Origin of the sequence: Streptomyces radicis, assembly GCF_003626575.1 — a bacterium.
GTDB lineage: Bacteria > Actinomycetota > Actinomycetes > Streptomycetales > Streptomycetaceae > Streptomyces > Streptomyces radicis.
In genome coordinates this window covers 580,405-594,753 of record NZ_RBDY01000001.1, presented here as the reverse complement: position 1 = coordinate 594,753, position 14,349 = coordinate 580,405, and the positions used below count along the sequence as shown (strand labels likewise).

Annotated in this window: 11 protein-coding genes; 4 read left to right on the top strand and 7 right to left on the bottom strand. The window is 73.8% G+C overall.

What is annotated here, in order from left to right; genetic code table 11:
• The first annotated feature begins 266 nt into the window (after window positions 1-266).
• Window positions 267-1,313, top strand: coding sequence for a LacI family DNA-binding transcriptional regulator (locus tag D7318_RS02645; RefSeq protein WP_120695249.1), 1,047 nt, complete (start codon window positions 267-269; stop codon window positions 1,311-1,313).
• Between the two features lie 115 nt (window positions 1,314-1,428).
• On the opposite strand, the gene D7318_RS02640 is transcribed toward D7318_RS02645, so the two are convergent.
• The 6 genes from D7318_RS02640 to D7318_RS02615 all read right to left on the bottom strand — a co-directional run bounded on the left by D7318_RS02640 (window position 1,429) and on the right by D7318_RS02615 (window position 10,417).
• Window positions 1,429-1,947: an NUDIX hydrolase gene (locus tag D7318_RS02640; protein ID WP_230423270.1), complete on the bottom strand. Its 519-nt coding sequence runs from the start codon at window positions 1,945-1,947 to the stop codon at window positions 1,429-1,431.
• Window positions 1,853-2,185: a transposase gene (locus D7318_RS34735; RefSeq protein ID WP_120695148.1), complete on the bottom strand. Its 333-nt coding sequence runs from the start codon at window positions 2,183-2,185 to the stop codon at window positions 1,853-1,855. The genes D7318_RS02640 and D7318_RS34735 overlap by 95 nt, the downstream gene beginning before the upstream one ends.
• Window positions 2,186-2,230: 45 nt before the next feature.
• Entirely contained in the window at window positions 2,231-3,082 is an 852-nt protein-coding gene (locus D7318_RS02630) for a carbon-nitrogen hydrolase family protein (RefSeq protein WP_268987327.1), read from the bottom strand.
• Between the two features lie 667 nt (window positions 3,083-3,749).
• Entirely contained in the window at window positions 3,750-4,397 is a 648-nt protein-coding gene (locus tag D7318_RS32615) for a hypothetical protein (RefSeq protein WP_183091221.1), read from the bottom strand.
• Window positions 4,398-4,587: 190 nt separating this feature from the next.
• Window positions 4,588-5,592, bottom strand: coding sequence for a hydroxyacid dehydrogenase (locus D7318_RS02620; RefSeq protein ID WP_120695147.1), 1,005 nt, complete (start codon window positions 5,590-5,592; stop codon window positions 4,588-4,590).
• A gap of 79 nt (window positions 5,593-5,671) precedes the next feature.
• Window positions 5,672-10,417: a fibronectin type III domain-containing protein gene (locus D7318_RS02615; protein ID WP_147437594.1), complete on the bottom strand. Its 4,746-nt coding sequence runs from the start codon at window positions 10,415-10,417 to the stop codon at window positions 5,672-5,674.
• A 342-nt stretch (window positions 10,418-10,759) separates the two neighbouring features.
• Here D7318_RS02615 and D7318_RS02610 point away from each other — a divergent pair, with 342 nt between their 5' ends.
• Entirely contained in the window at window positions 10,760-12,034 is a 1,275-nt protein-coding gene (locus tag D7318_RS02610) for an alginate lyase family protein (protein ID WP_120695247.1), read from the top strand.
• Between the two features lie 9 nt (window positions 12,035-12,043).
• Here D7318_RS02610 and D7318_RS02605 read toward each other — a convergent pair whose 3' ends face one another.
• Window positions 12,044-12,826 carry a phytanoyl-CoA dioxygenase family protein gene (locus D7318_RS02605; protein ID WP_230423266.1) on the bottom strand — a complete coding sequence of 261 codons (783 nt, stop codon included), beginning with the start codon at window positions 12,824-12,826 and terminating at the stop codon, window positions 12,044-12,046.
• On the opposite strand from D7318_RS02605, the gene D7318_RS02600 reads away from it, so the two are divergent.
• Both D7318_RS02600 and D7318_RS02595 read left to right on the top strand, forming a co-directional pair.
• On the top strand, window positions 12,807-13,334 hold the full coding sequence (locus tag D7318_RS02600; protein ID WP_230423265.1) for a hypothetical protein: 528 nt from the start codon (window positions 12,807-12,809) through the stop codon (window positions 13,332-13,334). The genes D7318_RS02605 and D7318_RS02600 overlap by 20 nt on opposite strands.
• Window positions 13,335-13,355: 21 nt before the next feature.
• Complete coding sequence (locus tag D7318_RS02595; protein ID WP_120695145.1) at window positions 13,356-14,348, top strand: hypothetical protein; 993 nt, start codon at window positions 13,356-13,358, stop codon at window positions 14,346-14,348.
• The last annotated feature ends 1 nt before the right edge of the window (window position 14,349 follow it).

Genomic DNA, 14,349 nt, shown 5'->3' with positions numbered 1-14,349 from the left:
GCGTGATCCGCGACCGTTCCCGGCTCCGGGTGCCGCTCGATTCCTCGTCATCGGTCTCTCTCGGACGACGCGCGCGCGACGTTCGACAGATAACGTTTGTCAGAACGTAGCGATGGCGGCGATGTCCGTCAATGAAATCTCCCTGTATCAAGGGCTTCACAGGGTGTCGGCGCCGTTCTACGGTCTAGAAGACGTTTGCTGTCAGGCTGCTGTCCTGTGTGCTGTCACGCCCGGAGCTCCTCGCCCGAGAGGAAGGGATGGACGTCATGATCAGATCGGGGAACGCCAGCCCGACCCTGGCCGTGGTGGCCCGGGAGGCCGGGGTCTCGGTGCCGACGGCCTCCAAGGTGGCCAACGGGCGGGAGGGGGTCGCGCCCGAGACGCGGCGCCGGGTGGCGCAGGTCATGCGCAGGCTCGGCTATGCGCGGCGCCCGCCGTCCGCCGCCCGGCGGAGCGCGCCGCTGGTCGAGCTCGTGGCCGACCGGCTCGACGGCCCGTGGTCGGGCGCGGTGCTGCGCGGCGTCGAACAGGCCGCGCAACGGGCCGGTGTCGGCCTGCTGGTCTCCGCGGCGCCCACCGGGGACGGGCTCGGCTCCGCACGGCACGAGTGGTTCCACCTGTTGCGCGGGCGGGGCCCTTCCGGCGTGCTGTTCAGCGTCGACGCGCTGCCGACCGCCGCCCACGACCGGCTGGTCGGGCACGGCGTCCCGTTCGTCCTGATCGGCCCCGCGCTCGACCCGCCGCCCGACGCGCCCTCGGTGGTGGCCGCCGACCGGCTGGGCGGGGCCGACGCCGCGCGCCACCTGCTGGGCCTTGGCCACCGCAGGCTCGCCGTGATCGACGGCGGCGCGCGCCCCCGGCGCGACGGCGCGCGCGTGGCGGGGTTCCGCTCGGCCGTCGAGGCGGCCGGGCTGGCGCTGCCCCTGGCGTATGTCCGGCACGCCCGCGGCGACGCGACGCTCGCGCGGCGTGGGGCCGCGGAGCTGCTGGCCATGGCCGAGCCGCCCACGGCGCTCTTCGTGTGCTCCGACGCGGCGTGCTCCGACGCGATGGCGCTCGGCGTGTGCGCCGAGCTCGCCGGGCGAGGGGTGCGGGTGCCCGAGGACGTCAGCGTGGTCGGCTTCGGCGACCTGTCGCCCGCGCCATGGAGCTTCCCCCGGCTGACGACCGTGCGGCAGCCGGTGACCGAGATGGCGGCCAGGGCCCTCCACCTGCTGCTGCGCCTGATCGACGGCGGCCCCGCCCCCGACGCGCCGACCGAGGTGCCGACGTGCCTGGTGGTACGCGACAGCACGGCGCCTCCCGCGGGGTGAGCGAACGGCGGCCCGCGGCGCGGTGACACGGGTGTTGAGCGCGGCAGGGCGTGGGGGCGCCACGGGCCGTCCCCGCGACGGGCGGCGGAACCCGGGCGCCCGCGCGGCTCGTTCCTCAGCCCCCGGCCGTGCCGCGGCGGGTGCTCGGCAGCGTGGTGCCGCTGAGCTCGGCGAGGTAGGCGTCCAGGGGTTGGAGCCGCCCTGGCAAGGCCTCCCGAAGGTCCCACCACCGGATGGCCGCGATCTCGTCGTCGGGCCGGAAGGACGGTGAGACGTCGGCGGCCCGGCCGGTGAACAGGGCGCCGTACTCGGCGTGCTGGTCGGGGGCCAGGCTGAAGCGCGCGAAGCCGACGAAGGAGAGCTGCCCTTCGGGCGGGTGGCCGGTTTCCTCCAGCACCTCGCGCGCGGCCGCCCGGCGCGGGGTCTCGCCGGGGTCGATCCGCCCACCCGGCAGCTCCCAGGCCCGCCGGAACCGGTTGAAGGCCATCAGAACGCGATCACGGTGCCACAGGGCCGCCAGCGCGAGGGGCAGCGGCGCGTCACCGGGCGGCGTGTCCTCCGCCCCCGGGACGAACGAGACCAGAACGTTGCCGCGGTCGTCGACGGCGAGCGGCGGAGGGTGAGGAGCGGCCACGTCGCCATGATGCCCGCGCTGCTCCGGCGGGAGCCCGACGCAGCCGGGCCGCGTCGATCCGGCCCTGATCGAGCCCGCCGCACCGGGCACCGTGCTCGCGGCGGTGCTCCGGCGCGAGGGCCAGGTCGACCGGCGACCGCACGGGCCCGTCCGTGCACAGCATTGCGTCGGTCGATTCGAGCAACGCAGTGGCGCGGGCGGCCAGGTGGTCGTAGAAGTCGGTCCGGAATCGGGACACCACGGTCGGGGACTCGACGCGGACATCGTCGTGCGGCAGACGAACTCAGAAGCGGGTGCGATCCGTGCTGCGCGGGTCGGCGACACGACGAGCTTCGTAGATCCGGCCGACCCGGGCCGACTCCCGCCAGGGGCGCGCCTTGTTCAGCGCGGTGTCGAGGCTCGGGTCGCTCCGGTCGAGGTCCACGCAGGCCAGGGCTGCCGTGCCATCGGCTGGGCATCGGCCCAGCCAGGATCCATGAGGCCCGGTGACGCCTGAGGGCATGGCGGCACTGCACTGCGCCGGAACGGACACGCTGACCCAGTAGGTGTGTGCGGCTGCGTGTCCACGGGCCAGTACGCCGAACACCGGGTCGTCGGAGAACGACGACAGCAGGACGCAGTCCACTCCCAGCTCGCGGTATTCGATGAAGAGCTCAGGGAAGTTGACCTCGATGCACAAGGCGCTGCCGAACCGGAAGCCGTCGACGTCGAAGGTCAAGGGTGCGAACCCGGGTGAGTACCAGTCGGTGATCTCCGTATGGGAGCACCGGCGCTTGTCGTAGCGGCCGACCAACTGTCCCCCGTCGGAGATCACATACAGGCTGTTGTGCGGCCGGTTCGGCGGGGTCAGGCGGTGGCTGGAGCCCACGACGGCCCAGAGGCCGAGATCGGCCGCCGCCTTGGCGGTCAGCTCCAACTGGTTCTGTACCGCCGCCCAGTCGATGGACCAGCCCGCCAGCGCCTGTTTCGCCTCGGTACCCGAGGGATAGCCCGAGATCGCGCCCTCTGGGAAGTGCACGAGTCGGGCACCCGTCTCCCGGGCCGCCACCATCAGCTCACGGACCGCCACCCCGTTGACCAAGGGGTCACAGGTGACCGGGCTCTGCGCGACTGCTATCCGAACGCGGATTGTCACGCCGACAGTTGTACCCCACCGTCACCAGCCCGGGAGGTCGGCGACCGGCCCGGGACGAGGAGCAGCGGGCTTCGGAGTTCGTGACAGCTCTGGTGCGAGGCATGCCGCAGACCCTTGCCATGCACCGCAGCCCCCGAACCCGGCCGGGACCTGCCGGGACCATCCCGCTCGGGTCCATCGTCGTGCTCGTCTTCCCCTGCGAGGCGGGTGACCGAGGAGCCAACGACCACGGCCCGCCGCGAGCAGTGGACCCCGTTCAAGACCGGGGGTCACAAACGGGCACTCGGCCGCGAGAGGACCCTCATCGGCCCACGAGCCCAGCGGGTGTGTGGAGTCCACGGTGATCGAAAACCTGTCGACACAGGTGATCGCTCCGGGGATCGTTTGACGGCGTGCGGCACGAAGAGATCTGGGACGCCGAAGTCGCCGAGGGCTACGACACGCCCGGCATCGGCATGTTCGCGGCGGAGGTGCTCGAGCCCACGGTGGATCGCCTGGCCGAGCTCGCCGATGGTGGATCGGCGCTCGAGTTCGCCATCGGCACCGGCCGGGTGGCCGTCCCCCTGGCGCGACGTGGGGTGCCGGTTGCTCGCCCAGGCCGAGCAGGTCGCGTGCTTCCGCAACGCCGCTCGGCGGCTGAGCCCGCCGCACCGGGCGCTCCGTCCGCTCATCCCGCCGCGGCGCGGCCGCCCGCCGCCGAGCAGACGAGCGCGCGGTCGGGGGTGTGGTCGGCCATCGTCGGTGGGCCGCTCTCGCCGGGGTCAGGGGCGACCTGGACGCAGAACGACCACGACGTGGCCTCGGCCGGCACGGCGCTCGGTCCCGGCACCACGAAGACGTCGGGGTCGGGCACGATCCGCCGCAACGGGGTCAGGGCGAAGGCCCGGGCGGTGACGCTCTCGCCGGGCTCGAGCCGCACCGCGGGGGCCCGGTGAGCGGCCCCGGCGTCGGCGTCGACGGGCGCGAACATCTCCTTGGTGACGAGGACGCGCCCGGAGTCGTCCGCGTAGACCCAGCTGGACTCGGCGGTGTCCGGGAGCGGCACGTCGACGGTCGGCGTGATGTCCGCGGGCCGCCGTTCCACCACGAGCACGGGGACGTCGGCGTTGTTGGTGACGGTGTAGTCGGCGACAAGACCCGACGTGCCCGGCGGGTGGTCGGGCCCGGTGGGCGCGCCGACGCCGAGGTCCGCGTCGAGGGCGACGTCGAGCGGGACGGGTGGCGTCCGCGCGCCGTCGCCGCCGGGGTCGCCCCCGCCACAGCCGACGAGGGTGCCCACGGCGACCGCCGCCGTGATCGCCAGGCCCAGGCGCATCGCCGGTCCTCCCTTCGCCGCAGGGTCTCCGTCCCTTCGACGCGTCAACGGCGCCCTCGGTTCGCGCCGTTCAGCCGCCCCGGTCCAGCTGCGGCTCGGGCGCCCCGACGGAGCGGGCGTACTCCTGGGCCGGGCGCGTCCACACCGTCGGCCGCGCGCCCGTCGCGCGGGACTGCGCGAACGGGCCCGTTCAGGCGGCCCTGTGCAGGTCGCCGTGCTCGACGCGGTGGTGCAGGGGGCGCCCGGCGAGGAGCCGTTCCAGCTCCTCGACGGCGGTGAGGCCGAGGCGGCGCAGCTCGTTGCCGTGGGAGCCCGCGATGTGCGGGGTCAGCAGCGCGTTGGGCAGGTCGTACAGGGGTGAGGCGGCGGGCAGCGGCTCCGGCTCGGTGACGTCGAGGATGGCCCGCAGGCGCCCGGCGACCAGCTCGTCGGTCAGCGCGTCGTGGTCGATGAGGCTGCCGCGCGAGGTGTTGAGCAGCACCGCGCCGTCCCTCATCAGCGCGAGTCCGGCCCGGTCGACCAGGTGGCGCGTCTCCGGGGTCGCGGGCGCGTGGACGCTGACGACGTCGCTCTCGGTCAGGAGCTCGGCCAGCTCGACCTTGCGAACGCCGAGGGCGCGCGCCTCGTCCCCCGTCACATACGGGTCGTGGAGGAGCACGTCGAAGTCGAAGGGCCGCAGCAGCTCGACGACCCGGCGCCCGATGCGCGAGGCGCCGATGAGGCCGACCCTGCGGCCCACGTTCCCCAGGGACCTGTGCACCTGGCCCAGCACGAAGGAACGCTCGGCCCGAAGGCGCTCCCGCAGCTCGAAGACGCCCTTGCCGGAGAGCAGGATCATGCCGAGCGTGTACTCGGCGACGGGCAGGGCGTTGGCCGCCGCGGCCGATGAGACGACCAGGCCGCGGGCCCAACCCTCGGGCGCGAGAAGGGACTTCACGGACCCGCCGGTGTGCAGCACGGCGCGCAGGCGGGGCGCGGCGTCGAGCATGTCCCGGCCGAGCGGCGGGCAGCCCCAGCCGGTGATCAGGACGTCCACGCGCGCCAGCGGATCGAGGGACGCCGGGTCCCGCGGGTCGAGGACGACCCCGGGGTCGACGTCGGCCAGCGCGGTGAGCCGCGACATCACCTCGGGTGGGAAGAGCAGGGGAAGGTGACGCCGCTCCAGGGCGAACACCACCGAGGGACGCTCGGACATGGGGAAAGTCCCTCCTGGCCATCCGGAGAACCGGCCATCTAGAAATCGTTCTCTAACCTATGTGGCCGCGGACGGCCGGTCAACCTGCCCCGTTCGCCGACCCGTCGAGCGCGGCGAGCGCGGCGAGCGCGGCGCGCAGCCCTTCCGCCGCGGCGTCCACGGCGCCCTGCTCCGCCGCCCCGATGGCCTCCTCGGCCGCGGCGACGGCGGCGTCGAGCGCGGCCAGCGCCTCGGCGGGGTGCCGGTCCCGCTCGACCTCGGCCGCCCGGCCGAGCAGCAGCGCCGCCAGCGTGGTGTCGACCGTGCGGGCGCGCAGCTGGACCTCGGCCAGGTTCGCCCGGCCGTCGTGGTCGTCGAGGATCCTGATCAGCCGGTGGCTCACCGGTTCGTCGAGCGGCATGTCGTACCAGCGGACCTCGGCGACGCCTTCGACGGTGTGGAACGTCTCCCAGGTCAGCCCGCCGTCGTCCGACCCCTGGAACACGGTGCCGTTGGCCCGCGCCGGATGGCTGGCGCGGGGGTGGAGGCGCACCGCGTCGACCGGGATCGGCCCCAGGTCGCCGGGGTCGACGGTGATCCAGCTCGTGGCAGCCGTGGTGTCGGTGAACGTCGCGGTGTCCCCGTCGAACGCGCGCCAGGCGTTGTCCCCCGGGGTGCCGCCGCCGCCCCATGGCGGGGTGGAGGCGAGCACCATGTCCTGGGTGACCGGGAACGGTTCGCGCAGGGTGTCGCGGGAGACCAGCAGGTCGTGGGCCGCGTGGAGGCGGTCGACCAGGGCGGGCACGTCGGGCTCGGGCTCCGCGGCCGCCGCCTTGACGGCGGCGACCTCCTCGGCGAAGAGGAAGTGGCTGCCGCGGGTGTGGGCGTCGGGCGGCAGCGCCTCGGCCCTGGCGATGACCTCCGCGAGGGACTCCGCGGTGGCCAGGACCGGGCGTTCGGATGTGCGGTGCCCGCCGTCGGCGAGCCGGGCGACAACCGTGTAGAAGGCGTTCCCGGTGCGCAGCCGGTCGGTCGCGGTGGTCTCACGCCCCTCCGCGACGCGCTCCCAGCCGCGCGGGTGCCTCGCGGGGTCGCGCTCCGCGGTGCGGGCTTCGCCGGTGCGGTACACCTCGAACCACACGGCGTCCTTGGGCTTGTTCCAGGCGAGCGTGACCCGGTCCGCGTCGCGCCGCGCGTGGGGCAGCACCGCGCCCGGCGCCGTGCGGTCCACCTCGACGGCGCCGAACGAGCCCGCCCCGGCCGCGGTCACCCCGGCGTGCACGCCCGGCGCGAACGGCGTGAACAGCTGCCCGGCGTACTCCCACGCCGCGCCGTCCGCCGAGGCGAACGCCGTCACGAGCCCGGTCTCGGCGTCCCTTCGGAGGCGGAGCCACGGGTGGGAGGCGGCGTTCATGCCGTCGGCGGGGACGGCGAGGGGGCTGCGGATCTCGTCCTGCCAGTCGTGGCGGCTGTCGCGCGACCTGTTGGCGAGTACCAGGTCGCCGTCCTCGTCGGCGCCGAAGTAGACGTAGCGGTCGTCACGGGTGTCGGCGTCGTGGGAGTCGCGCAGCATCACACCGGTCGCCGGTCCCTCGTGGGCGTCGAGCCGCGCGGTGACGGTGCCCGTGCCGGTGAGGGGGCGGCTGACGAAGTGCAGGGCGTCGTCGATGTCGCGGCTCTCGACCCGGTAGTCGTCGCCCTCGCCGAGGCCCGCGCCGTCGCCGCCGGAGATGGCGATCCCGTCCGGGGAGACGCGGGCCCGCCCCGACGTGATCGATCCGAGTCGGTCGTCGCGCCATCCTGAGCCCGCGAGCCGCCGGGAGACCGGCTCGGTCAGCTCGGCCTCGGCGCGGTAGGAGGCGTTGCCCGCGCCGTGCCGGTTCACCGGCGTGACGGTGTAGACGTACGTGCGGCCGTTCCGCGCGTCCTCGTCGACCCAGTCCGTCGCGGTGACGCCGCGCGCGACGATCCGGTGGTCGCCGCCCTCGCGGGTCGCCCGCCGAACGGTGTACGACTCGGCCCCCGCCGACGGGCTCCAGCTCAGCGCGACCTCGCCGTCGCCAGGGACGGCGCGGGTGAAGTCGACGTTGGACGGCCTGCGTTCGGTGACGGGTTCTTCGAGCACGAGAACGGCGGCGGAGTGCGGCGCGAGGCTGATCGCGCCGTCACGGACGGGCAGTTCGTCGCCCGAGACCAGGTCGAGGACCCGCCCGCCGACGCCGTCGGGCAGCCGGACGCGGTGGGTGGTCTCGTTGCCGTACGCCTCGCGCGTGGTGTTGAACGCGAAGAAGTAGGTGCCGTACTGGGCCGTCAGCAGGTCGGGGTAGCCGGAGTAGGCGTGGTCGGCCTCGAAGTTCTCCCGCCGCACCTCGCCGACGCCCGGCTGGAGGACGATCGGCGCGATCTCCCCCGCCAGGGCCTGCGGGGCGTCGCCGCCGCCGGTCTGCTGGTCCTCCATGAAGTCGACGTCGATGTTGTCCATGCGGCCGTAGTAGTCCTCGTAGGGGAAGACGCCCTCGGTCTCGATCTGCACGACCGCGTCGTGGTCGCCGCGCTGGACGTGGAGGCGGCCGTTGCCCGCGTAGCCGCGCTGCCGCTCGTTGAGCGCGGCGAAGACGCGGGTGTCGCCGTCGCGCAGCGAGACGAACGCGTTGTCGATGTCCACCCAGGCGGAACGCTCCTGGTCGGCGCGGTCCACGCCCAGCTCGGCGAGCTGCTCGTCGGTGTAGCGGCGGAAGTCCGTCTGCGGCAGCACGACGCCCGCGAGCGCCTCGCCGTCGAACCGGTCGTGGGCGGCGCGTCCGCCGGTGACATAGGCGTAGGTGTCGGCGAGGCGCAGGTCCTCGCGCCACTTGGCGCGGGTGTTGGTGGCGAAGTGGTTGAAGTACTGGTGGTCGGCGAGCTGTTGCTGCATGGATCCGACGGCCTCGGCGGCGTGCCGCCAGGTGTCGGACCACTCCGCACCGGCGTAGCGCCCGGCGTTCTCCGCCATGTGCCGTTCGAGCGACGCGTAGTGCATCGGGCGGTCCACGCTGGTGTAGGCGAGCTTGCCGGGGAAGGCGGTGTTGCGCTCGTCGACGACCTGGTTCATGCGCATGACGCGGTCGCCGTTCGCGTCGGTGTCGCTGTAGCGGGTGTGGGCCCTGGCGTGGAAGTTCCGCAGGGTGATGCGCAGGATCTCGTCGTTCAGCTCCTCGTCGCCCTCGTGCCCCCAGGTGCGATGGAACCACTCGGGGTAGTAGTTGGTGGACTCGCCGTAGTTGCCGACGTAGCCGTTCTCCCGGGTGAGGCCCGCGGCCGTGATGGTGGGGTGGTGCTCGCCCAGCGGGAGGCGGCGGCGGACCGCGCCGTCCTCGTCCAGGTCGCTCGTGGCCAGGCCCTTCATCACGATCAGCCGGTAGTCGTCGGTGTAGCGCGCGGTCCTGTCGTGCTGGAAGAGCGAGTGGAAGAGGTCGAGGTCCTGGCCGTCGGGGCCGACGAGGATCTCCTCGCCGAGGAACGGCGCGATGCCGAGCGCCTCGCGGACGATGGCGTGGCTGCGCTCCTTGCCCTCGTAGAAGTCGCTGCCGATGACCCGCAGTCCCTCGTGCGCCTCCCAGGCGCCCTCGTAGGTGTACATCACCTGGTTGAAGATGTAGGACAGCCGGGAGCGGGCGAAGTCGAAGTTGGCCTTGAGGGTGCGCTCCCACGCCGCGCGGCGGGTCAGCTCGCCGCCGTCGAGGTCGGCGGAGGCCAGGGAGGTCTCCCCGGCCTCGGTGCCGGTGTCGAACGGCTCGTCGAGGAACGCCTCGAACCGCTCGCGCCCGTAGACGTCCTCGTCCGCGATGAGGTTCTCCACGATGTAGAGCGCCTCGCCCAGGGCGCCGTAGTAGCCGCCCCAGTCGGACTGGTGGCCGCCGTTGCCGAGAAGCATCGTGTCGCCGTAGTAGTCGATGACGTGGTTGTCGACGGTCTGGAAGATCCGCTCCAGCGCGGCGGCCTTCTCCTCGGGCGTCCGCGCGGGCGACCAGTCCGTCGTCAACGCGCTGGCGTAGAACCGCAGATCGTCCTTGTACCGCTCGATGCTGAGCCGCGCGGTGCGGGAGGCGTCGATCGAGGCCGACATGCCGTTGACGTTGTCGATCTGGGTCCGCGTGTACCCGTCGACGAGCGCCTGTTCCTCCTGTGGCGACAGGGCGTCGGCCACGTCGGTCGGCGGCTCGAACGCGGGCAGCGTCTCCCGAGAGATGTCGACCTGGGCGTCGGTGTGCGTATACGCGCGGTAGAAGCCGCGCGAGGGCGAGGTCAGGGGCGTCGCGAAGTCGTCGGCGAACGACGCCAGCGTGATCTCGACCGCCTCCTCGCCCCGGGTGACCGAGAGCGGCAGCATGGCGGTCGCATACAGGAACCGGCCCGGCGCCGGTGCGGCGTGCCCGGGGTTGATGGCCTCATAGTCGCCCTGGCGCCGGTAGCCCACCTGCTCGCCGTTGGCATAGAGGATCGTTTTCTCCGCGCTGGTGTCCCCGCCCCAGAACCTGACGGTCAGATAGTTCTGGTCCAGGGGGTCGACGGCCATGGTGAACGTCAGGTCCGCGCCCCGTGGCCCCGGCGGGTCGAGCGGCTGGGCGACCCTGGCGCGCTCGCCGGGCTCGCCGGTCTCGACGGTGGTGCCGGGCGCGTCCAGGCCGTGCGCGGCCTCGGACTCCTCGTCGCCGAAGACGATCAGGTCGAGGTTGCGGCCGCGGTCGGCGGGGGGCGCCGCGGCGGCCGGTCCTGTGCCCGTGGCGGCGAGCAGCCCGGCCAGCAGCGCCAGCAGGACGGTCACGGTGAGCGCCCGCCGGGGTCCCCACGCGGCTCTGTGCGGCATGCCCATGTCGGCTCCTCCGAGCGGTACGACGTCATGGCGGCACGACGTCACAGCGGTCATAGCAAACGATTTCTAGCGGAGGACGGTACCGCCGGTCGCCGCCGACGAGAACCACCTCGACAAGGAAAAGTGCGCTGGGACTTTCCGCCGCGACCCTCGGTCGGTCCCCGAGCCCCTGGCAGAGAACGTTGATCCTGGGCGGGCGCGGCGGGAGGCGGCCCGCCGCCCCGTGGAAAACTTTCCGATTCCGCGCGCGGACGGGCCCGGACGCGTGGACCGGCCCCACGATGACGGCACGTCGGTCCCCCCACCGAACCCCCCACACTCCGGAGGTATGTGCTCATGCAGGGACAGCACGCGCGCCCCACGCCGAGCCGACGCGGGATGCTCAAGGCCGCGGTGCTCGGCACCGGCGCCGCGGTCGTCGCGGGAGCCGCGCACACCGCGCTCGCCGCCCCGCCCACCGGCGCCCAGCCCACCGCCGCCCCGACCACCGGCGCCCCGGACGTGCGCCCGATGGCGTTCACCCATCCCGGGATGCTGCACAGGGAAGCGGACTTCGACCGCATGAGGGCCCGCGTCTCGGCGGGAACCCAGCCCTGGATCGCGGGTTGGGACCGGCTGGTCGCCAACGGCCACTCCTCGGCGAGCTGGACCGCGCGCCCGACGGACACGATCATCCGCGGCGGCGAGGGCCAGAACTACCCGCAGCTCTACAACGACATCCACGCCGCCTACCAGAACGCGCTGCGCTGGAAGATCAGCGGAGCCGCCGCGCACGGCGACACGGCGCGCGACATCCTCAACGCCTGGTCAGGAACGCTCACCACGGTCACGGGCAACGCCGACCGCTTCCTCGCCGCGGGCATCTACGGCTACCAGTTCGCCAACACGGCCGAGATCATGCGCGGCTACCCCGGCTTCGACCTGGCGCGCTTCCGGTCGATGCTGCGGAGCGTCTTCCTCCCCCTGTGCGACGACTTCCTGCGCAACCACAACGGCGCCTGCATCACCAACTACTGGGCGAACTGGGACCTGTGCACCATGGCCGCGCTCATGGCCATCGGCATCCTCGACGACGACCAGGCGCTGTTCGACCGCGCCGTCGACTACTTCCACAACGGCGAGGGCAACGGCTCACTCCCCCACGCCGTGCCGTTCCTCCACGGCGCCGACCTCGCGCAGTGGCAGGAGAGCGGCCGGGACCAGGCCCACAGCATCATGGGGATCGGCCTGATGGGGACCGTCTGCGAGATGGCGTGGAACCAGGGCGTCGACCTCTACGGCGCCGACGGCAACCGTTTCCTCAAGGCGTGTGCGTATGTGGCGCGTTACAACCTCGGCAACGACGTGCCGTTCACGACGTACCGCTGGGGCAACGGCCAGAACTGCGCGCAGCGGGAGCAGACGGTGATCGGCGCGGGCGGCCGCGGCCAGGTCAGGCCGGTGTGGGAGCGCGTCTACCACCACTACTGGGGACGGCGGGGCCTCGCCACCCCCGATGTCGCGGCCATCGCCAGGGCGAACAGCCCCGAGGGCGGCGGCGGGGACCACGGCACCACGAGCGGCGGCTTCGACGACCTCGGCTTCGGGACACTCACCCACGTCCAGCGGTGAGCCGTCCCTTCATGGGGCATCCGGGCCCGCCGCTCCCAGGGCCTCGATGATCGGGCGGGCGACCGGGGTCGGCGTCGTGGTGTCGAGGGCGAGCGGGGCGGTGGGGACGAGCGGGGGCTGGGCCATGAACCGGGGCACCGTGCCGCGGTGCGGCTGGGCCGCGTGGACCAGGAACGGATGGCACAGGTACACGTCCCCGCGGCGGCCCGTCGCCGTGGCCTCGGGACGCCCCTCGCTCGCGGCCACCGCGTCGCCGCACAGCTCGAACCACTCCCGCCCCTTCTCGCCCGCGCCCGCGAGCAGCGGCGGCACGTCCCGGTGCGAGCCGACGCGGACCCGCGTCGGCGCGTCGGCAGGGCCGACGTCGGAGAAGAGGAACAGCATCAGCAGCGCCCGCCCGCGCGAGCGCACGTTGACCCGGCCCTCGCCCTCGTCGCCCGCGAAGCTGGCCTCCAGGTGCCAGCCGTCGTCGCCCGGCTCCTTGTCGCTGGGGAAGCGGACGGGAAACGTCCCCAGCCCCCCTGGCGCCCGCCACCGCCCCTCGCCCACCAGCTGGTCGAACGCCTCGTGCAGCACCGGGGTGTTGGCCGCGGCGCGGAAGGGCGGGGTGGCGAAGCCGCCGAGCCGGATCACCGGCTCGGTCCAGGTCGCCGGGTCGTCCGGGTCGAGGCCGGTCGCCTCCCACAGCTCGCCCCTGCACCGGTCGGCGACATCGGGCGGCACGGCTCCGGCGACCCGGACGAAGCCGTTGTCGACGAACTCCTCGATCTCCGTGGGCGTCAGCACGGTCACCCAGTCTCACCACGGCGCGCGGGCGCGGCAATCGGGTTTCCCCGCCGGGCCCGCCCATGGCGCCGAGTGGGACGCGCGGCTGGGCTGGGCGTTCGGGCTCGTCGCGGACGAACCCGCCGTCAGGGCCGCGGCGCCGGCACGCCTGGCCGAGGGGCGTGCGCGTTTCGGGGAAGCCGCGCGGCGGTTCAACGCGGCGCTGCTCGAGACGCGTTCGGATTACCGGAATCCGGCCGTCCGCGAGGCGTTCGCGCGGCGCGTGGCCACGGGCAGGTTCCTGCCGCCCGACGCGTTGTGGAACCGCCCGCCCGGGGACATCAGGTCATGGGCGGGTCTTCCCTCGTCGAGAGCGCGGACCGACGCCCCCCGGGCCCGGCGCCACGCCGGTTACGCGCTCCGGCTCCTCGACCACCCCGAGCTGCCCAACACGCGCCATGTCCGGCGCACCTGGACGGCCGCCCACGGAGCCGGGGGCGGGGGCGAGCGGGGGCCGGGGCGGGAACCGGCGTGACCGCTCCTCCGTCAGAGGGTCATGCGTATCCGGAACCCGCGGGCGGAGTGGGGAAGTCGGGGCGGGTGGGGCAGGCGCCAGGCGACGGGGCTGCTCGTCGCGGGGGTCCTCATCGCCGGGGTCATGGGCTGCGGCGCGGACCCGGAGGCGGGGCGGGAGCCGGGGCCCGAGCCGAGCCGGGGCCCTGACGTCGGCCCGTGCCCGCCCGAGCCCGACGCCCGGCACGACCGCATGGCGCGCCTGTGCGCCGTGGCGGGCGCGTGGGAGGGATCGGACGCGGCGCGCCGGTGGGCGGAGGAGTTCCACCCGCTCGACTCCGTCGTCCAGCTGCCCGAGGGCGGCCTGCGCGACGACTCCGACGTGCGGGCGTTCGAGAACGGCAGCGTCAGGGCGTCGACGTCGCTGCCCGACGAGGCGGCGGACGGCTCGATCCGGTGGGAGAACGGGGAATCGGGGACCGTGCCGCTGATGTCGGCCGCCGCTGCCTTCGGGGCGATGGACAGTGGGATCGCCGACGGCTCCACCGACGTCCACGCGTTGGAGGTGACCGGCGTCGAGCGTGGCGAGATGCGGCTGCGCACGAGCCGGGGACCGGCCCAGGTCCCCGCCTGGCTCTTCACGCTCGACGGCTACGACACCCCGCTGCGGCACGCGGCCGTCGCCCTCCCCGAGCCACCGGCCGCGCCCGTCGACCCGGTGGACGACGAAGACGGGAACGGCGGCGAGGGCGAGTTGCAGGGGGTGGGGGCGCTGGGGCCCCTGAGCGAGGACGGCCTGAGCGTCACCGTCAGGTGGCTGAGAGGGGGCTGCGACGGCCGGGACTTCGACGTGCTGGAGACGGACGCGAGCGTCGTCATCGCCGCGTCGGCCGTCCCGGGGCCACCTGACAGGGTGTGCACCACCGAGGTGCGCCCCGTGTGGCAGACGGTCGAGCTGGAGCGCCCCCTCGGGGAACGGGCGCCGCTCGACGCGTTCACGGGCGAGGTGCTCCAGCCCGAACCCGCCCCGGAGTAGG

Bases quoted from the DNA above. Each gene is read 5' to 3' on its own strand.
- D7318_RS02615 (WP_147437594.1), bottom strand. From the start codon at position 10,417: ATGCCGCACAGAGCCGCGTGGGGACCCCGGCGGGCGCTCACCGTGACC.
- D7318_RS02620 (WP_120695147.1), bottom strand. From the start codon at position 5,592: ATGTCCGAGCGTCCCTCGGTGGTGTTCGCCCTGGAGCGGCGTCACCTT.
- D7318_RS02595 (WP_120695145.1), top strand. From the start codon at position 13,356: ATGCGTATCCGGAACCCGCGGGCGGAGTGGGGAAGTCGGGGCGGGTGG.
- D7318_RS32615 (WP_183091221.1), bottom strand. From the start codon at position 4,397: ATGCGCCTGGGCCTGGCGATCACGGCGGCGGTCGCCGTGGGCACCCTC.
- D7318_RS02645 (WP_120695249.1), top strand. From the start codon at position 267: ATGATCAGATCGGGGAACGCCAGCCCGACCCTGGCCGTGGTGGCCCGG.
- D7318_RS02610 (WP_120695247.1), top strand. From the start codon at position 10,760: ATGCAGGGACAGCACGCGCGCCCCACGCCGAGCCGACGCGGGATGCTC.